17 protein-coding genes and 1 pseudogene are annotated in these 19,901 nt (G+C 45.7%); 9 read left to right on the top strand and 9 right to left on the bottom strand.

The features are described from left to right. Positions 1–66: 66 nt before the first annotated feature. The 9 genes and pseudogenes from hisB (at position 67) to M0413_RS08155 (ending at position 10,264) form a co-directional block, all read left to right on the top strand. Complete coding sequence (hisB, locus tag M0413_RS08195; protein ID WP_249553764.1) at positions 67–1,158, top strand: bifunctional histidinol-phosphatase/imidazoleglycerol-phosphate dehydratase HisB; 1,092 nt, start codon at positions 67–69, stop codon at positions 1,156–1,158. Between the two features lie 147 nt (positions 1,159–1,305). Further along, positions 1,306–1,956, top strand: a complete 651-nt coding sequence (gene hisH, locus M0413_RS08190) for an imidazole glycerol phosphate synthase subunit HisH (RefSeq protein WP_249553762.1) — start codon at positions 1,306–1,308, stop codon at positions 1,954–1,956. A 131-nt stretch (positions 1,957–2,087) separates the two neighbouring features. Further along, a complete protein-coding gene (gene hisA / locus M0413_RS08185) occupies positions 2,088–2,825 on the top strand; it encodes a 1-(5-phosphoribosyl)-5-[(5-phosphoribosylamino)methylideneamino]imidazole-4-carboxamide isomerase (protein ID WP_249553760.1) in 738 nt (245 codons plus the stop codon). After that, entirely contained in the window at positions 2,807–3,580 is a 774-nt protein-coding gene (gene hisF, locus M0413_RS08180) for an imidazole glycerol phosphate synthase subunit HisF (protein ID WP_218738573.1), read from the top strand. Before hisA ends, hisF begins: the two co-directional genes overlap by 19 nt. A 138-nt stretch (positions 3,581–3,718) precedes the next feature. Continuing rightward, on the top strand, positions 3,719–4,354 hold the full coding sequence (gene hisIE / locus M0413_RS08175) for a bifunctional phosphoribosyl-AMP cyclohydrolase/phosphoribosyl-ATP diphosphatase HisIE (RefSeq protein WP_037427777.1): 636 nt from the start codon (positions 3,719–3,721) through the stop codon (positions 4,352–4,354). A 665-nt stretch (positions 4,355–5,019) separates the two neighbouring features. Then, a pseudogene (locus M0413_RS08170) lies at positions 5,020–6,206 on the top strand (aromatic amino acid transport family protein). 221 nt (positions 6,207–6,427) lie between these two features. Further along, positions 6,428–9,676, top strand: a complete 3,249-nt coding sequence (locus tag M0413_RS08165; protein WP_249553758.1) for an intermembrane phospholipid transport YdbH family protein — start codon at positions 6,428–6,430, stop codon at positions 9,674–9,676. Between the two features lie 12 nt (positions 9,677–9,688). Then, entirely contained in the window at positions 9,689–9,889 is a 201-nt protein-coding gene (locus tag M0413_RS08160) for a YnbE family lipoprotein (RefSeq protein WP_249553756.1), read from the top strand. 24 nt (positions 9,890–9,913) lie between these two features. Next, positions 9,914–10,264, top strand: coding sequence for a YdbL family probable chaperone protein (locus M0413_RS08155; protein WP_203431807.1), 351 nt, complete (start codon positions 9,914–9,916; stop codon positions 10,262–10,264). A 1,173-nt stretch (positions 10,265–11,437) separates the two neighbouring features. On the opposite strand, the gene M0413_RS08150 is transcribed toward M0413_RS08155, so the two are convergent. The 9 genes from M0413_RS08150 to M0413_RS08110 all read right to left on the bottom strand — a co-directional run bounded on the left by M0413_RS08150 (position 11,438) and on the right by M0413_RS08110 (position 19,816). After that, complete coding sequence (locus tag M0413_RS08150; protein ID WP_249553754.1) at positions 11,438–13,240, bottom strand: Hsp70 family protein; 1,803 nt, start codon at positions 13,238–13,240, stop codon at positions 11,438–11,440. Then, positions 13,225–14,550, bottom strand: coding sequence for a hypothetical protein (locus M0413_RS08145; RefSeq protein WP_107947324.1), 1,326 nt, complete (start codon positions 14,548–14,550; stop codon positions 13,225–13,227). The genes M0413_RS08150 and M0413_RS08145 overlap by 16 nt, the downstream gene beginning before the upstream one ends. Position 14,551: 1 nt before the next feature. After that, positions 14,552–15,625: a hypothetical protein gene (locus tag M0413_RS08140; protein ID WP_107947322.1), complete on the bottom strand. Its 1,074-nt coding sequence runs from the start codon at positions 15,623–15,625 to the stop codon at positions 14,552–14,554. 193 nt (positions 15,626–15,818) lie between these two features. Beyond that, complete coding sequence (locus M0413_RS08135; RefSeq protein WP_107947320.1) at positions 15,819–16,688, bottom strand: restriction endonuclease; 870 nt, start codon at positions 16,686–16,688, stop codon at positions 15,819–15,821. Continuing rightward, on the bottom strand, positions 16,685–16,972 hold the full coding sequence (locus M0413_RS08130; RefSeq protein ID WP_107947318.1) for a hypothetical protein: 288 nt from the start codon (positions 16,970–16,972) through the stop codon (positions 16,685–16,687). The genes M0413_RS08135 and M0413_RS08130 overlap by 4 nt, the downstream gene beginning before the upstream one ends. Positions 16,973–17,154: 182 nt before the next feature. Then, entirely contained in the window at positions 17,155–17,313 is a 159-nt protein-coding gene (locus M0413_RS08125; protein ID WP_199908802.1) for a hypothetical protein, read from the bottom strand. A gap of 252 nt (positions 17,314–17,565) precedes the next feature. Beyond that, complete coding sequence (locus M0413_RS08120) at positions 17,566–18,819, bottom strand: Y-family DNA polymerase (RefSeq protein WP_107947316.1); 1,254 nt, start codon at positions 18,817–18,819, stop codon at positions 17,566–17,568. Continuing rightward, positions 18,807–19,226 (bottom strand): LexA family protein, encoded by a 420-nt coding sequence (locus M0413_RS08115; protein WP_107947314.1) that lies wholly within the window; start codon positions 19,224–19,226, stop codon positions 18,807–18,809. The genes M0413_RS08120 and M0413_RS08115 overlap by 13 nt, the downstream gene beginning before the upstream one ends. Positions 19,227–19,417: 191 nt before the next feature. Further along, on the bottom strand, positions 19,418–19,816 hold the full coding sequence (locus M0413_RS08110; RefSeq protein WP_107947312.1) for a GIY-YIG nuclease family protein: 399 nt from the start codon (positions 19,814–19,816) through the stop codon (positions 19,418–19,420). Between the last annotated feature and the right edge of the window lie 85 nt (positions 19,817–19,901).

The raw sequence follows: 19,901 nt of genomic DNA, 5'->3' as shown, positions 1-19,901 counted from the left end.
TTGTAACAGCATTGGCCTAATAGACTGATTTTATAAAGATAACAAACTGAATTGAAAGGTAGCAGCATGAACCCAGTATTTACCCCAAATGTCGCCCAGAAAATACTTTTTATCGACCGTGATGGCACCTTGATTGAAGAGCCCATCACCGACAAACAGGTCGATAGCCTCGCCAAACTGGTATTCGAGCCCCAAGTGATCCCCGCCTTATTGCGCCTGCAAAAAGCCGGTTTTAAGTTGGTAATGGTCAGCAATCAGGATGGACTCGGTACCCCTTCCTTCCCGCAGGAAGATTTCGATGCGCCGCACAATATGATGATGCAAATCCTGTCTAGCCAAGGGGTTAAGTTTGAAGATGTGCTCATCTGCCCGCATTTTAACGATGAAAATTGCAGCTGCCGCAAACCCAAACTAGGACTTGTAAAAGACTTTTTGACCCAAGGCACCATCGATTTTACCCAGTCCGCGGTGATTGGTGACAGACACACAGATGTGGAACTGGGTAATGCCATGGGGATTAAAAGCTTTCAATATCAGCGTGGCAGCCTAGGCTGGGACGCGATTGCCAATGCCTTACTCAATAAGGGCCGCACCGCGACTGTGGTACGCACCACCAAGGAAACCGATATTCGCGTGACTGTCGATCTCGACAATCCCAGCAAAGGCGCCATTAACACTGGCATTGGTTTCTTCGACCATATGTTGGATCAAATCGCCACCCACGGGAATTTCAAAATGGAGGTGAATGTCGATGGCGATCTCGAGATAGACGATCACCACAGCGTTGAAGACACCGCATTGGCTATTGGGGATGCACTGCGCCAAGCGCTTGGCGATAAACGCGGTATTGCCCGTTTTGGCTTTAGTTTACCGATGGATGAGGCCAAGGGCGAATGCTTACTGGATCTTTCCGGCAGGCCTTTTATTAAATTCGCCGCCCAATTTGAACGTGAAAAAGTCGGTGAAATGGCAACCGAAATGGTACCGCACTTTTTCCGATCTTTTGCCGATGGCCTACGCTGCACCCTGCATGTAGCCGCCGAGGGAGACAACGATCACCACAAGGTCGAAGTGCTATTTAAAGTACTGGGCCGCGCGCTGCGTCAGGCCGTAAAAGTCGAAGGTGATGTGTTGCCATCGAGTAAAGGCGTGCTCTAACACCGTGCTAAAACATTTGTTATCTGCTTCTTGACTGAAAATAGGTACGTGAGCAAATAACATAAAGCCTGATGATTTTAACGAGGGGCAGTTTCGGAAATGCGGCGACAAACCACTTCCCCACTGACCCATCAATAGGAAAACCCAATGTCAGCAAACATAGATGAATTTGATGTTGTCATCATAGACACAGGTTGCGCCAACTTAAGCTCGGTCCGTTTCGCCTTTGAGCGCCTCGGCGCTAAGGTGTTAGTCACCGATGACAAAGCCAGCATTAAAGCCGCCAAACGTGTAGTACTGCCAGGTGTCGGCAGCGCTGGCACCGCCATGGCTTCATTAACGGAAAAAGCCTTAGTCGAATTAATTCAAGGGTTAACTCAACCCGTGCTGGGCGTCTGTTTAGGGATGCAAATGCTTACCCTGCTCTCTAAAGAACGCGGCGGCCAAGCGCTGGATTGCCAATGCTTAGGCATTATTCCAACCGAAATTGACGAGCTAGACCGTCAAACGCTTAAGGCCGAAGGTTTACCTCTGCCGCACATGGGTTGGAACCAACTGACCTTTAGCAATCCGTCTCAGGTTCACCCGCTGTTTGCCGATGTTCCAGCCGGCAGTTACGTGTATTTTGTGCACAGCTACCGCGCACCATTAAGCGACTACACCTTGGCACAATGCCGTTATGGTGAGGACTTTAGCGCCGCCATCGGTAAAGACAACTTTATGGGCGTGCAATTTCACCCCGAGAAGAGCGCCGCCGTGGGCGCACAAATCCTAGGTAACTTTTTAAAAATGCAGTAAATAAATCGCTTATTAAGTTTTGACTGAGCTAAGTTTGGGGGCGCTAAGTTTGGCTGAGCCAGCTTTTTTCAGCCACAACATACAGCAATAAAGCGCGGCAGCAAATGCACACAAGGAATTAAGGACAACAGATGATCATTCCAGCAATTGATTTAATTGATGGCCAGGTAGTTAGGCTCTACCAAGGGGATTATGGGCAGCAGACCACCTTCGATTTAAGCCCACTGGCCCAGTTGCAATCTTACCAAGACCAAGGTGCGAAATGGCTGCATATTGTGGATTTAACTGGCGCCAAAGAACCCGCTAAACGCCAAACGACTTTGATTGCCAAGCTGACAGCGGGGCTAAGTGCCAATATTCAAGTGGGCGGCGGGATCCGCACTGAAGAGCAAGTCGCCGAGTTATTATCCCTTGGGGTAAAACGTGTGGTGATAGGCTCGCTCGCCGTCAAAGAGCCCGAGTTAGTCAAAGGCTGGTTTAACAAGTTTGGCAGCGAGGCAATTTGCCTCGCTCTGGATATCAATATCAATCAGAGCGGCGAGAAAATCGTTGCGGTTTCTGGCTGGCAAAGCGGTGGCGGTAAGAGTTTAGAATCTATCGTTGAAGACTTTAGCCAAGTTGGGCTTAAACATGCGCTGGTGACTGACATCAGCCGTGATGGCACCCTCACAGGCGCCAATACCGAGCTCTACCGCGAGCTATCCAGCCGCTATCCCAATATCGCGTGGCAAGCCTCTGGCGGCATTGCCACCCTTGAGGATGTTGCCGCCGTCAGAGACAGTGGTGCTGCGGGGATCATTATCGGTAAAGCTTTACTTATCAATCAGTTTAATGTGGCGGAGGCAATCCAATGCTGGCCAAACGAATAGTCCCCTGTTTAGATGTGAAAGATGGCTGCGTTGTCAAAGGCGTACAGTTTCGCAACCATGAAATTGTTGGCGACATAGTGCCACTCGCGGCGCGTTACGCCGCAGAGGGCGCCGACGAATTGGTGTTTTACGATATCACCGCCAGTGCCCACGACCGTGTAGTCGATAAGTCTTGGGTGAGCCGAGTGGCGGAGCAAATCGATATCCCCTTCTGCGTCGCTGGCGGCATTAAAACCATCAGTCAGGCCCGTGAGTTACTGGCCTTTGGCGCGGATAAAATTTCGGTCAACTCTCCAGCTCTTAGCGATCCGAGTTTAATCTCACGCCTACAGGATGAATTTGGCCGTCAATGCATCGTTATTGGCATAGACTCGTTTTATGATGCGGCAAGCGACAGTTATAAAGTGAAGCAATTCACCGGCGATGAAGCCGCCACCAAAGAAACCGCTTGGTACACCCAAGACTGGGTTGAAGAAGTGCAAAAACGCGGCTGCGGCGAAATCGTGCTCAACGTGATGAACCAAGATGGCGTACGCGGTGGTTATGATATCAAACAGTTAAGCCTAATACGCCAGCTGTGCGACGTGCCTTTAATCGCCTCGGGCGGCGCGGGTACGATGGCCCATTTTCGCGATGTGTTTATCGAGGCTAAGGTGGATGCAGCGCTGGCGGCCAGCGTGTTCCATAAAGCCATTATCAATATCGTCGAGTTAAAACAGTATTTAGCGGCCGAAGGCATCGCGATTAGACGCTAGAGCGGTTCTAGGTTCTAGGTTCTAGGTTCTAGGTTCTAGGTTCTAGGTTCTAGGTTCTAGGTTCTAGGTTCTAGGTTCTAGGTTCTAGGTTCTAGGTTCTAGGTTCTAGGTTCTACAAATAGATTAAGAGTAAATACTATGTCAACGCAAACAAACACTAAGTCGGATTTTAGCAAGCTGGATTGGGACAAACAGGATGGACTTATCCCTGCTGTTATCCAAAACCACTTATCAGGCAAGGTATTAATGCTCGGGTATATGGATAAAGCCGCACTGGAACAGACTCTGGCAACCGGTGATGTGACGTTTTTTAGCCGATCTAAGCAACGTTTATGGACCAAGGGCGAAACCTCGGGCCATACCCTAAAACTGGTCGCCATCGATAAAGACTGTGATAACGACAGCCTGCTGGTGCAGGTATTACCCAATGGCCCAACCTGCCATAAAGGCACCGAAAGCTGCTGGCTCGATGGTCAAGCTCACCCGTTTTTGAACAATCTGGCCGAACTTATCGCCTCACGTAAAGGGCAAAGTCCAGAATCGAGCTATACCGCCTCCTTATTTGCGCGCGGCACCAAACGCATCGCCCAAAAAGTCGGTGAAGAAGGACTAGAAACCGCCTTGGCCGCTGCGACTCACGATAAAGAAGAGCTGATTAATGAGGCATCAGATCTCATGTACCACTTATTAGTGCTACTTGAAGATCAACAACTGAGCTTAAGTGATATCACGGCTAATCTACTCGCTCGCCATCAAAAAGCACTGCAAAAATAAACTAAAAACTAAGCACTACTGCACCAGTATCTGCCGCAAGCCTTTTTGGTCTGCGGCAGACAACCTTCTATTTACGCAGTGTTAGCCAACACCACATCCCACGCTCTATCATGCGCCTTACAATCCTTCCCCCCAAAATAGTGAATCCTAAAACCGCACAGTTTCTCATCAGCCATCACACCGTAATTGACAAAAAATCAGCAAAATACTGTTGTAATGGTTGACAAGTACATCTTAACTGCCTATCGTAGCCAGCGTACTCGATACCTGCATCGAGGCGTTGACTCAACTTATTAACATTTAAGACAAATTTTAAAAACAGGCCGAATTGCCTTCGTTATGTGATGTGACCAAGCAATTAGATGTGATTAAGTCATTAGATGTAATTTAAGTGTCGAATTAACCCCAATCAAAGGCGCGTTTTATGTGTATTACAACAGCTTATTATCCCTATCTGTAGCCGCAATGGCATAGATAGGCACACTCGCCTGACCTTCCATTGTGGCCATATCCCCAACGATCCGCAGATTGCGCCACGAACCCAACGCTTTGTACTGGTACTGGTACAGCTCTCAGCCGCTGTATCGCGCCGCCATTCTGCTTAAGCCTTTATCTCTTTTAGCTGAGATATTCGAGCCATTAATTAAGACGTTTGAGCGTAAGTTATGACACAAAATAAATTTTTCGGCAGTTTGCTGCTGATCGCAGGCACCACCATTGGCGCGGGCATGCTCGCACTCCCCATCGCATCTGCAGGCTTAGGCTTTGGCATGTCGAGCATGATTATGCTGATCCTCTGGGCATTAATGGCCTACACCGCCCTACTTATGGTCGAAATTCACCAATTTGCCCCGAGTGATGCCAGCCTCAACCAATTAGCCCGCACGCTTTTGGGTGCTAAGGGCCAAGTGGTTGCCAGTGTCCCCTGATGTTTTTACTCTACGCCCTGTGCGCCGCCTACATCGCGGGTGGTGGTGAGCAAGTTCATCAAAAACTCAACTCTTGGTTAGGGTTAGCACTGCCGCCACAGGCGGGCGCCATCTTATTTACCCTCCTAGTTGGTACGATTGTGGGCTTAGGCACCCACTGCGTCGATTTAATTAACCGCCTGCTCTTTAGCTTAAAAATCATTGCGTTGATCTTGATGCTGGCGTTATTACTGCCGCAGGTGGAAGGCACACATTTACTCGAATTGCCGCTGGAGCAAGGGCTTATTGTGTCGGCCATCCCAGTGATTTTTACCTCGTTTGGTTTTCATGGTTCGATTCCATCCGTGGTGCGCTACTTAGGCGTTGAGGTTAACAGCCTGCGCAAAATCATGTTGCTCGGCTCGGCATTACCGCTGCTGATTTACCTGCTGTGGCAACTGGGCAGCCAAGGCGTGCTCAGCCAAAGCCAACTGATGACAAATCAGAGTCTTTCAGGCTTTATCAATCAGTTAGCCAGTGTACTGCACAGTCAATCCTTAAGCTCAGCGATCAGTGTGTTTGCCGATCTGGCGCTGGCAACCTCCTTTTTAGGGGTTAGCCTAGGTCTATTTGACTTTATAGCCGCCAACTTAAGGCAAGAAGATAATGCGACGGGTCGCAGTATTACCGCGGCGATCACTTTTGTGCCGCCATTAGGCTTTGCCCTTTTTTACCCACAGGGATTTATTACCGCACTAGGTTATGCGGCAATTGCCCTAGTGATCCTCGCGATTTTTTTACCTGTTTCCATGGTATGGGTACAAAGAAAACAACGGGATAACGCCAATCTTCCCCAAGGCTACCGCGTCGCAGGGGGAACATTAGGCTTAGTGCTTGCACTCGTCTCAGGCCTTGCCGTCATTGGCGCCCAATTATTCGGTTAACATCGGTTTAGGTCACTACAGAATAAGTGCCTGTAAAATCAAGATGATTGAGTAGGCACTCAACCTCATTTGCCCATAGCAAGACCCATCGCAAAATTAGTCAGCCACGTAGTGGAGTGTTAAACTGGCGTTCATCCCACGCCCCTTTATCGCTGGTATTCCAATCGCCAGCACTAGAGTGAACGACAGCGCATTGATGATAAGGATGATATTCGACTCACATGGTTAAGACGCCAATACCACTGAAAAAGGCTAGCGCCGAACCCGCACCGCAGGCAAGCTCGACTGCTACGTCACATTCCCAAGCGGTAGGAACTGGCGTGCCTAGACGCAAAACAACAATCAAAAAGCGCGTCAAACAAAGCCTTATCGCCACCACAGTGGCAGGTATGTTAGTGGGTATTGCGCTTACTGTATGGATTGTCAATAGTGAGACCGAAACCCTTATTCTGCGTGCCGCCAATTATGCCTTAAGCGGCATGGACAGTGAGCTGACCGATATTCGCTTAGGAAAAATGGGCTTAGCACATTGGCAAGTCAGTTCTGCCAACCTGCGCGTGCATGACTCGCACTTAGTGGTAAAAAATCTGGATATTCAACTGGCATTAAGCTGGCCCCAAAGTATTGCAGAACTACTCCAGTTGGGCCAGCTTGATGTCTTGAGCCAAAAAATCAAACGCATTAGTACAGGTGAGATTGAAGTGGAGCTCGGTCAATCACTCTTTGAGCGAAGCCCCAACATTGCCGATGAACAAACGCCCGCAATAGCGCTAAACATCAACTCATTACCCTTAATTGAGATAGGTAAAACCACACTGAAGCTAAAGGCACAAGCCAATCACAGCGCCTATCAACTGGTGATGGAAAAACTTAGCCTTAATCATTATGGACAATTAACTACCGCCTTCAGCCATGAAGACGAGTCGCTTATCAGCTTAGCTGCAACACTCGGCAGCGATGAATGGACGTTAAAAAGTGAACTGAACATCGCGCCGCTGCTGGAGAGCCTGCATCAAATTAGCCTGCGCCAAACGCCAACCAGTATTCTTAGCCAATTGATACAATGGGATCAACAATGGCAAGCGCTTGGCATGACACTGAGTGGTCAGTTAGTCTCGCAAAGTACTTTCAAGCTCCCGACGGGCGATATAAAGAGTGAGCATCAGTTTATCCAGCCGAGTGTCACTTTGGCGCATTTTGCAGACTTCACCTTAGCACCACAACCAACACTGGCGTTTAATCTCAGTGGTTCATTAGCAGCACTGAATCTAACACTCGAGCCTTTTAGCCTTGCGTTAACGCCCAATGCCGCCCAACAAGCGCTGTTATTAGATGCCCTAAATCACTCTTTGCAGTTAGACGCTGCTGACTATCAAACGCTTAACACTTTACTCACAGGGCTTAAAAGCACCGAGTCCCCCATTGGACTGGCATTCTTGATGACTGAGCCGCTGCATTATGCATTAGCAAAATCAGATGAGCCGTTAACCTTACCCACGGTGGAATTATCCACCTTAGGCAGTAAACTCGAGACGCACATTCGCCTCTCCAACACTAGTTTAAATAACAATAACTTAACCAAAGAGTCGGATGCTTGGATGTTGCAAACGCAGTGGCACATCGCGCTTCAACAAAATACTCCGCTCAACTTACGTGACCTTGACTTACACAAGCGCTGGCAAGATGCACCTCAAGCGTTAAATTGGGGCTCTGGCGCTTTGCAAACTGCCGGAACGATGGATCTTAAACAGTCAGTCCAAGGCATCGATTGGCAACTTAAGACAGCGCCCTTCTCTACTGAGTCAACGGATACACTGCAATTAACACTTAGGGATATTCAGCTAGATAAGGCAACACGAGCATCTGATCCTCAAAATAAACAAACCCAGTTGGGCTTAGGCAATATTGAACTAAACGCCAAGGCTCCACTCACATTTAGCTCGACATCATTTTCAGCACAGGATGCGACTACCACGGCGGGGAGTCAATTTGCGCTTAACTTGCCCCCAGTGTCACTCGCGCTGGCACAACTGCGTTTTAGCCAAGCGGTAGAAACACTTGCAATAGACAATACCCATGCACAACACCAAACGCAGACCTTAAATAACAGCACGAAAACCAGTCTGAGTAGCCGCAGCGATATAACAGTGCAGGATTTTTCCCTTGGAGTATCACAGGGCGTGGCAGTGAACTTTTCGAGCCAAGACCCTTTTTTAACAGCGATTCAATCGAGCCAAATCAAAAATACACTCCACTGGCAAACCAAACAGTTATCAATTGAAAAGCAGCTCTCGACGAAGGGACGTACACGTAAACAAACTGTGCTTAAGCTGGATAACTTAGTCCTAGAGCAAGATTTACATTGGAAAAATAGCACGCTTATCGGCGATGAACACTGGCAAGTCGGCAATGTTCAACTACAAAGCCATCACCAATTGCAGTTCGCCAATGCAAACTTGCCGCTGCTGTTAACTGGCCAGTGGGTTGCCGATACCAGCATGACAGAGGCACTATCTTTGCTTAATCAAACCCAGCCGTTACCCACTGAGTTTAATATGACCGGGCATAACCAATTACAGGCACAATTTAAACTGACACATCAGCCCGAACAAACCCAATTTGCGATGCAAATTACCCAATCGATGACCGAGCTGGAAGGTTTTTACAAAGACATTCTCTTCGAGGGCGGTAAATTACAGGCCCAATGCGAGTTCACTTGGGGACAATCCTATAAAACGCCGCAAGCATCAGGTGATTTCAGCAGTTTAAGTCGACTGAACTGCCCGCAGACCATGATAAACTTTAACTTGTTTGATCCCGGCTTCCCCTTGACCGATATCGAAGTAGAGGCCGATATTGTCCTAGGCAAAGATGCAGAGAAGCTTCCCGATAATTGGCTGCAACAACTCACGGGCTTAAGTGATACCGACGTGTCGATGACCGCCAAGGGTAAAGTATTGAACGGCCAATTTTTACTACCGGATTTTAATTTAAAACTACAGGATAAATCCCACGCTTACTTGTTATTGCAGGGCATGAATCTTGAAGAAGTACTGCGAATTCAACCCCAAATAGGCATCTATGCCGATGGCATATTCGATGGCGTGTTACCCGTGGACTTAGTCGATGGTAAAGTGTCGATCAGCGGCGGCCAATTAGCGGCCCGCGCGCCTGGCGGTTTAATTGCCATATCTGGCAATCCGGCGGTCGATCAAATGCGTCAATCACAGCCTTATCTCGACTTTGTATTTTCGGCACTCGAACACTTAGAATACAGCCAGTTATCCAGTAGTTTCGATATGGATCAAACTGGTGATGCCAACCTATTAGTGGAAGTCAAAGGTCGCAGCAAAGGGATTGAACGCCCTATCCACTTGAATTACTCTCATGAAGAGAACATGCTGCAATTATTCAGGAGCCTTCAGATTGGTAACGATCTGCAGGATAGAATCGAAAAATCCGTGAAGTAAAAGGAACCCTCAGTGAAGATCATTCAATTACAGCAAGTCGGTTTAGGTGCATTGCTGCTACTGGGCACATTGCAAGGCTGTGCGCCTACAGTAAAAATTGAGCCGCCGGATAAACCGATTGTGATTAATCTCAATGTGAAAATTGAACACGAGATAAAAATCAAAGTGGACAAGGAGCTAGACCAGCTTCTGTCAGATGATAAGTTGTTCTAATCACAAAGAATTAAGGAATATACGATGAAATCAATGTCACTCAAGACCCTGCTACAAAAGCCAACATTACTCCTGTTGCTCGGCCTAGGTTTATTCAGCTTAAACGCCTTTGCCATGTCATTGCAGGAAGCCAAATCCCAAGGTTACTTAGGTGAGCAACTCAATGGCTATTTAGGTCTAGTGCAAAATAATAGCGATGCCAAAGCCGTGATGGATGAAGTCAACAACAAGCGCCGCGCCCACTACGAAACCATCGCCAAAAAGAATAATATTTCTGCCGCAGATGTCGCCAAATTAGCTGGTGAAAAAGCCATCGCTGCTACAGACAAAGGCAACTATGTGCAAAATGCTCAAGGCAAATGGGTTAAGAAATAGCCTTTTTTAATGACAATTGAGCACCGACTAAACCCATCGAAGAACGCCTGCAATTGAAGGCGTTTTGTTTATCGAGATCGACCGCCACGTCCATGGTAATCCTCCTGATGGCTTTGCCCCCTCAAACTAACAGTACTGGTGTTATTTCTGCTCTTTTTCTTGACGTAACAAAGCTATAGCTGACTCAAACTCCACAATCACACCACCCGCTGTTGTTTTGGCAGTATAGGCATCATTAGTCTCTAGACTTCACTTAAGCTCGAATTTGTCATCAAGGAACGGACGTAAATGCACTGAAATTTCCTTACGGATTTTCCAGATCCCAGACTTTAGATCGCGGTATGGTTGAGTCATAAATGCCATCGTTTTGTACCACCCTTTTGTACCACCTTAAGGTGCCAAAGGTTGGTGAGCCATTGGATTTAGCAACTATAATTCATAGGTTATGATAGAAAAGAAAAAACCGACCATGTGATCGGGTTCTTAGAATGTGGCGGTGAGAGAGGGAGTCTACTTCATGGCATAACGCATTGAAAAGTATCGTTAATAATGACGTAACACAGGGCTGCATTACTTTTTGCATTACTTCCGATTTTTGATAATTTCTTCAATTAGACCAATGACTTACCCTGGGAATCCGACTCCTCAATTTTAGTTCAAAATAACAACATAACCAATTGAATTAATTGGTTTTTACCAAATTATTGGGAAGTCAATAAAAATTTAACTACAACTAACACTAGTCGCCATATTTAACTGTTTTGCACACATCTGTGATTTATTTTGATGGCTCAATGCCAAGATCTTACATTGCTTGAGTAACGGCACTTTATCACTAAAAGGCAAGCATGAGATACTGCTTGCATGTGTTTAATTTTAAGTGTGTAACAATAAACATGCCATATAACTAACCATCGTTCTCATTCGCTTTGGCTATCTGGAATACTGAACTGAGCCAGCGATGGAGAACACCTATGACAGGTTAATCGACGGGAATACGGTTTGGGCAGAAAGAATTTAGCTCAAATCTAAACTGACAGTTTCTCCCTAAAGAATGGGCGACTGTCAAATTAGGTCTGAGCTAGTACACATTAGACACACTGGCAAAAACTTGAACTGCTTACTTTATGGTAATTCCATACGTACGACTTCGCATAAGGGCAGACCATCAATCTATGACACGACACCCTTTACGACTTGTTTCTCACAACAATTCCTACCCCAAGGTGTCCCACATAGTGAGCAGGGCTGATAGCGAACATACTCTTGTCGCTGAACATCAGTCATCGTTTTACGGTGGTATACATGCTCATCGTTGTAATCCTTCAAAACTTCTCCCGGTACCAAATCCCAAGCATTGCTATCGATAGTGATATTTGCTCGTATCATTAATCCAGGTGGCAGTCGGTCCTTCTTTCTTAATGTGAGACGCTTTTTTTTTTCCACAACGTTTTGAATCTTTACCGCCAATCCAAACTCCAAATCGTAGAATTCTGTTTGCCGTTCCATACCAGCATCACTTGCGATAGCACTAACATGGACAATGAGATTCTGATCAATATTCACATTCAGCTCGATTCGTTCCTCTAGCGGAGGGAATTCCGGGTTTACTTCGACGGATAATTCGCCAAAGTTGGTTCTAGGATCAGCAGCACCACATTTACCAACCATTTGTGGGCGCTTAAGCACTATGCTAACTTTTCCGTCTCTTGGGTCGGTGCAGTATAAAGATTGCCTTGCAGCTATACTCTTACCCCGCCGAGGTAGCACAGTTCCCTCATGCAACACGTTAATGAGTGAGTTTCTTGCTTCCAATAACTCGATTGGCTTTGCCAGAGTCAAATCAAGATTATCCGCTGCAACCCAGGCCGCACCTTCCGAGATTATGCGATCACCATTTTCGGCAACTTTTAAAGACGCAATACCAAACAGCTCAGTTAACTGATGTTTAATTGTTGGCATATTCACCACCCCCCCCGTAGCCAAACACAAGGCTATGGTTTGTCGGTCAATATCCGCATGATTTGTATCTAACAACACATCAATTTCGTTGATCCCCTGACGAACCAGCCGCTTGGTAATGTCCTCCAATTCACTGCGAGTAAGCCAGTAGTCGATTTCAGTTTGCTCGCCTTTACCATGGTAGTAATCAGGAAGGAATATGTTGGTCTCATCTCTACTAGAGAGTGTGATCTTAGCCTTCTCACATTGTTCAAGCAGTCTGGCACGCATCCCAGGGTTCACTTCCAGCATACTCTCATCGTCCCAGTGATGAGTCTCTGCGTGCTTTTGTTCTATATGCTTGAGAATAATCTCATCGAGATAATCACCACCGACCTGATTATTCCCTCGGTTCAAAATCTGCATGATGACGCCATTGACCACTTTGCAAAGAGTTAGGTCGAGCGTCCCGCCTCCCCAGTCAAAAACAAGCAGCATCTGCCCTTCATAGCGTCGTAAAGCATCTTCAGGATCTGCGAGCCCTTTAAAATAACCATACAATGCAGCCAAGGGTTCATGGACAAAAGTCTCAATGTAGACCCCAGCATTAAGACAAGCCTCTCGCAGCACTTGCCGCTGCCGGCCATCCATCGCAACCGGGATAGTCACTACCGCATTCTGTAGATCTGCACTTATATCCGGATCATTGTGCATCTCATCCTTGGCATGTTGGACAAGGTAACGAATGTATTCTGTTACTACTTCCTTCGGGCTCATCAATCGGCCTTCAATATTAATAGACTCTTGTCCCAGCAGCTTTTTCGGACCGCGGACCGTATTGCCTAAAATACCCACCCCAGCCTGTTCCAGCTTTTCCTTGGCACGTCTACCGCAAATTACCCTTTCGCCCTCATAGCGAACTACTGAGGGATGAGGTCGAGCTAACGAATCAAAAGAACGAACCTGATTTTTTCTGGTAATTACTGATATCAGGCTATTCGTGGTTCCAAAATCAATGCCTATTTTTTGAACCATTCTATTTCTCTCTCAATACTTTCAAGTACCAGCTCGATTTGGTGCTCAGCGTTAGCAACTTTAGGCACCTCCCTTTGTAACGCTTTTAAAGATAATTCCAACGGCATTACAACTTCTTCACGCAATAGATTGTAGGCCTTTGCCTTAGCCTTGCCGACATCATCTCTCAGATGCACTCTTTCGGCTTGCTCATCCAGCTGCTGCTCATGAGCAATCATCTTCTCTTTGTCAAGCTGTTGCTTTAATTCATTAATTTGACACTGAAGAGAAACCACATGAGACTGTATCTCTTGATTTTGCTGAGAAAGCGTAGTCACATCCCTCTGCAAAGCGTCACGGGTACCTTCGTAAAAGTGAGATTTATCCTTGATTTCCTTAATTTGTCGCTGAAAGAAACTAATGGTTTCAGCAATGCCGCTTTTAGTGTCTCTCATCTGCTCAGCCAAAAAGAAACAGGCGCGTTTATCGGCGTTAAATTCGCTAACGTTTATTGCTAAGCGCTTTTCAAATTGATTGATGGCTTTCTCTGACGAACACTTGCCGGTCTCTACTGCCCACAAATAAGCAATTGTAATAAGGTTTTCACACTGGCCTTGCAACTGAACCGGACTTAAAGACCTGAACTCGTGCCTTTCACGAGCCTCGTCTTTCAGACTCTGTTTGAGTATGTCTATGCGTTTTTTATAGCATTCTGTTATAGCACGAGTTAATAGTGCCAGTAATCCTGGGTTGTTCAGATCAATATCGCCAGCTACATCGATAAAAAGGTTTGTGTTTCCTCTATGGCTTTCAATCCAGTTTGCACTGACGGCCTCAACGCAGAATCCGAGAACTTTATGCCGTACTGTAGCATCAATATTCTGAGTAAGTAGTAACACTTGAAGCAGTTTCGAAAAATCAGGATCACTGATAAGAATCGACCTGGTACAAGCATCAATAACAGCCTGCGTCAAATCATCCGCAGTTTTCACCTGCTGCAGAGCTGCCTGCAATTTTTGAGTGAACAGAGCTACTTTTTCCTTGCCATCTTTTATTTCTGGAACAAAAACGAGAGATAGCAGCTTCCCTAACGAACCTAACTCTTCTTTCAGCGGGTCTTTTTTATCCGACTTCACCGTTTTCGCACCATGTACCATCGAATCGGCTTTCACAGTTTCCACGCTTTGTGCAATCGGAACTGCGTCTGGTTCACTAGCCGAAACACCGGAAGCAGGAATTGCTGACCCTGGTGTTGAGGCCGTCGTGCTCCGCTCCGGATCTCGTTTTAGCGACAAAGTTCCGCTTTGATGTTTATCTTGGTTTTTACTCAATTTATTCTGACTCCTGCACCATGTGGCTAAATGCATCATCATGTTTCAATTTTCTGGCGTAAGCTCTCTTAGCAATCACGTTGCCTTCAGCCAATGCCTTGCGATAACACAAATAATGTAATTTCTGTCGGTCCTGTAATGAACTACTTATTGGATTGATACCCCGTGTTCTCTGCTCCAGTTCACTCAGGCTATAGTCCTCAAAATAAGGTACTAAATCATTCAAAATCTCACTCGTCGCGTGATCAACGGGAAGTACATTGTTTAGTTTTCCATCATGACGAACTGTTTTATATGATTCCCCTCTGAATAAGGCAAAAGCCACATCCAATGTAGGAATTAACGTTGCCCTACCCACACTAAAATCATTTGAATTGAACTCAATAAGCCTTCTCAATGAATTGGCAAGCGGCGTGTTGTACGGCTGCAAATTCTGTAATGCTCTATTAAAGCGCTGATTGAACTGGTTGTAGGTTAATTGTTCAGTTCGATGGTCTTTCGCTAACACTCCTAAAAGGTACTGAACCAGACCATCTCGGTACCAGAGTGCCTCGCTACATGAGTTTGTTTCTTGCTCAAATCGTCCAATGGAATTGCCATCAACGAGCTCAGAACTTAAACATCTCACGAAGATGCCATCGACTGCCTGCAACTGCGCATCAGATACGTGGCATAGATCAAGCCTAAACTTTTTTGGAGGTTGGCCTTGACGAAACAGCTCAATATCAAAAAAACCCCGTTGTGTTTCGCATATCACATCCACTAACGCCGCAGGAGTGGACAGCACAACATCGTTTACTCTTACCTGCTCAACAAAAGCAAGTTCAATATCTTCTGGTATAACAGCATGGGTGAGCCTGAAAGTACCGCTTATCACTTCGCGACCCAATATTTTCAGCACAGGATTAGCAACAGGATGGATCAATTCATGCTTGTCACGTTCTGCGATTGAAAAAAATGCCGCGCCACACTCTCGACAAAAGAGCTGCGGGCTAAGATCCACAGCGTGTGAAGTTAAACGCCCTTCGTAATACCGGTCTGTTGCCGACTCTTGAACCCATCCTACTGTTGGCATCGAAGCTCCTTGTCCTGACTCACCACATTGGAGAATTATACTCTCTAACTAAATACATCTAAGCTAGTACAGATCATGTAAGAACTAATCACTTCCACTGTTCTATAATTGCAATAATGTCATTTTCTAGCGCTGGATTCGCATTATCCGTTTCAATACTAACGTAGCAGTAACAATATTTTGTTCCGAATTACTATATGCTTAAAAACCAATGAGATTCTACGGTAATTTTTTCCACAAGTTCTGTCTTTATCCCTAAAGCCAACTCTTTCAACTTGTCAGCAAGCTGGTCGCCGTCTACAAGATCAATGGGGGCAGCGCCATCACGATTAGCTTCCTCTACCGCCGCTTTGGTAAAACTGCCTGTTGTGATAAACATTCCTCGGTCTGCTCGACCAACTATAGCCCCCCGAAAATTTCTAATCTCAGGTGCCCCAACTGATCCCTTATATTTCTTGCACTGGAATGCAATATGGAAACTCATCAGTCCATTAATACGAGCAATACCTTTCCCATCGATACCGCCATCACCAGTCCTACCAGTCACTTCAACGTGAACAAAACCTGATTCTCTGAGCATCCGCTGTGTAAGCCGCTCAAAAGCGTCAGGGCTCATCTCATCAATCAAGATATGATGTAACCTCTCACGCCAGGCCAGGACTTCTTCCGGTGATTCATCGAAAGATGTGGCTGGATCGACTGGATCATTGCTGTCTTGGCTGACCTTTTTATCCAGTGACCGCACAGAATTCACAATTTCTCGGCTATCAATGTCAGGCGCTAGCTTCGCTTTCTCCGTAAGCGCCCAGACACCGCGCGACGAATTCTCAAGGTAACCGGCTTTTTTCAGATAAGTACGTGCCCAGGCCAAGCGATAACCGATTTCTGTTTGGCTGCTTTTTTCGGGGTTGTGCAAAATGGCCAACGTTTCTTCATCGAACTTCTCAAGCTCGACCACTGACTCATAAATCTCATCAATGCTACCTGAGCCTCCCAAGTTAACCAGCGCCCTCATTAAAGGCAGCATAAGCTGATCGTAAGTCACCATTTTTCCAGAACTCATTTGCTTTCACTCCACCCGGATGTCTTCAGTTCAGTAAAATCACGGCGTGAGAGTACGTTGGAGCAATCCCGCCAATCTTTTTCGGATGGTGACATGGTTTCGGTGTAGCGCAGATCAAATCCATTGGCCTGTTTCTGGGCGTTGATGTACTCATCCAGCACGACACTTAGGACATATATCAAATCAGTTGTAGCCACGCGTAATGACATCACTTCTGAACACCACTGATTTTTGCCAGAGGCAATGCGAACAAATAAATGTCTGCAGGAGGGAAGAACTGGCATGGTAATCCTTACGCAAGCTTGTATGTGACCCATGCTACACAATAAGGCTTAACCTTTACTACTCACTAAGATCATATTTTTAATAAATATTTGCACTATAAATTAAAACGTTTCCATCTTTGCTGCATATACATTTTTCAGCACTACACTGTAACCACATTGAGGTAACACAAACACATTACCTAACCATCGATCTCATTCGCTTTGGCTATCACCTCTTTTTGCTTTTGAATCGCCTCTTCGATAACTTTTTCAAAAAAATCACTTTTCTCCCTAGATGATGCGTTACGCACAAAATCAGAGAAAGCGGTCGATTTGACCTTGCGACGCTTGATAATCATTAATACCTCCCAAAATCTGCAACAACTTAGATAACTGTTATGACATGAAAAAATTTCAACAGTTAAACACTTGTAATTATGCAATAATTTTAATAATTATATCTTAAACTCATAATTTATTCATTATTTTTCACGAATAACTGCTTTGTGCATCAGCCAGTATCAAAGGTGTCTTTTAGCGGTAATTAAAAGCCGATAGTGTTGTAATTCAAGACTCGTGTTACTTTCCTTGAAGGTAACCTCAGCCTGACTCTAGCACTTAATCTGTGGCAAACATCCCCAGTCTGTTGTGTACTGCGGGGTAAGTAGTTCGCGGCGCATGGCCCACTTTTGATCGATACCTTGGGCGGCAAGGAATAAAGTATCGGTGCCATAGCGATGATTAATGCTATCGAGGGCCTGCATTAATTGAGGGTTGGCGGTAGGTGCATTAAATAAATCAAACTGATTGTGTTTTTCGCTGACTAAATCTAACAAGCCCACACCGATTTTATAATAGCGTACCCCTTGCCTAAACAATTTAGGAGCGGCCGCGCTCATTGCGTGGGTGAGCTCGGCGCTGCAATTGGTGGCACAGGGAAAATTTACTAATATCTTGGCCCCTGTTGGATGCTCATCATAGGGTGAGTTATTGGCGAACAACAGCATGGTTTTACATAACGAACCTTGCTTTCTGGCTTTAACGGCCGCAATGCCAATATGCTTGCTTAAGGCTTGGTGGAGTTGTTGGTAATCAGTGATGCGTTCACCCACACTGCGAGTCGAGAATATCTGCTTTTTATCTGCCCTTGCCTCATCCCATTGTTTACATGCTTGGCCGTTGAGTTCTCTTACGGTGCGTTCAATCTCGATATTAAATTGTTTGCGGGCGAGTCCTGCCGGCATTCTTGCCAGATCATAAGCGGTATTAATTTCCATTAGTGCCAGCTTTTTACTGATGCGGCGACCAATCCCCCATACCTCGCCCACTTCTACCGACTTTAAAATAGCGAGTCGGTCTGGCTCATTATTTATTACGCAAACACCGTTATAACCGGGTAATTTTTTGGCGGCGTGATTTGCCAGCTTGGCCAGCGTTAAGGTAGCACCTATACCAACACAGACGGGTAAGCGGGCTTCTTTCCACACTGCACGGCGAATTAACTGCCCTTGTTCAAATAACGACTTGATTGCGGGGCAATGCTTAAAAGACAAAAAACTTTCATCAATAGAGTAGACATGCTGCTCAGGTGCAAAACGGCCAATGATATTCATCATCTTGGTGGATAGATCTGCATAGAGTTCATAATTGCTTGAGCAGGCAATTACCCCTAATTTTTGGCACTGGTCCTTAAATTCAAAGTAAGGTGCAAACTTGGGGATCCCCAACTCCTTAGCCTGACGATTAGCCGCCACAATACAACCGTCATTATTGCTAAGGATAATGATAGGTTTGCCGCGCCAGTCAGGGCGAAACACCTGCTCGGCGCTGCAATAAAAGCTGTTGGCATCGACTAAAGCAAACATTTTAGATTAGCGAGTGTTGGATTTTGTCGATGAAAACGAATTGAACTCACGACTACGCCTTCGATGTTAAAGGTGTCGTAATCATGGATTGGTTTAGGTTGAAACTGCTCATTTGCGGATAGCAGTAAGCGGCGAGTTTTATCGATAATTTTACACACAAACTCGCCGTTATAATTGGCAACAATCACATCACCATCACGGGCCGTTTCATGACGATCGACTATCAACAAGTCACCAAAATAAATGCCAACGCCCTGCATTGAATCCCCCCGAGCAAACCCCATAAAGGTCGCGTTTGGATGAATAATCAGGAGTTGATCTAAACTCAGGCCAAGCTGGCGATACTCTTCTGCAGGGCTTTCAAACCCTGTGAGCCCTGCACTTGCATAGATTGGTATGATACGCATAACTAACACCACTGGTTAAATATACAGTTATTTTAGCAGTAATCATGCGGCTGGCAAGTTTAACTCTACTGATTTAGAGATTAGCTTACTCCTTAGCGAGTTAACCTTAAACCTGAAGTGAATTGCTGGTGGTATGAATTGCACATGACTCAACTCGATCTATGTGCTGAGTCCCACTGCATGTGATTTAGTTAACGACTTCCGATATGATTAGACCTAGTTCTTAATGCCCCAAGCAAGTATTCCTCTATTGCTGGAGCTTCAAATGCAAACTCTCTGGGTAGAGGAATCGTCGTGATATAAACACAACCTTCAGACTCAGATTTTTTGGGGACCCAGGTTGTGTAAAATCTTGAATTTAATCTAGCACCAATGCAGTTACCAAACGAAGCCTTACCAATATAAGTGAGCTTTTTCTCTCTATTCAAAAAAATATACACTCCAGGGCTTTCGTTACTAGGCCAAGTTGCATTCTTTTCGACAGATATATCCAAGAGATCGGTCAATTCAACTTTACCATGTGGTCTAGGATAGTCATTATTAAAATGATCAAGCGCAACTTGTAAATCAGAAAAGGTCGATAATTCCATTAATACTCCTTTTGAAACTTTTAACGTTCTATTCAACCAACCAGATTTGCCAACATCGCAGGACCATTAGCCTAAACTGAGCTCT

It is taken from the genome of Shewanella sp. 8A (genome assembly GCF_023475945.1).
In the GTDB taxonomy this organism is placed as follows: domain Bacteria; phylum Pseudomonadota; class Gammaproteobacteria; order Enterobacterales; family Shewanellaceae; genus Shewanella; species Shewanella xiamenensis.
This window is presented reverse-complemented; position numbering and strand designations above follow the sequence as displayed.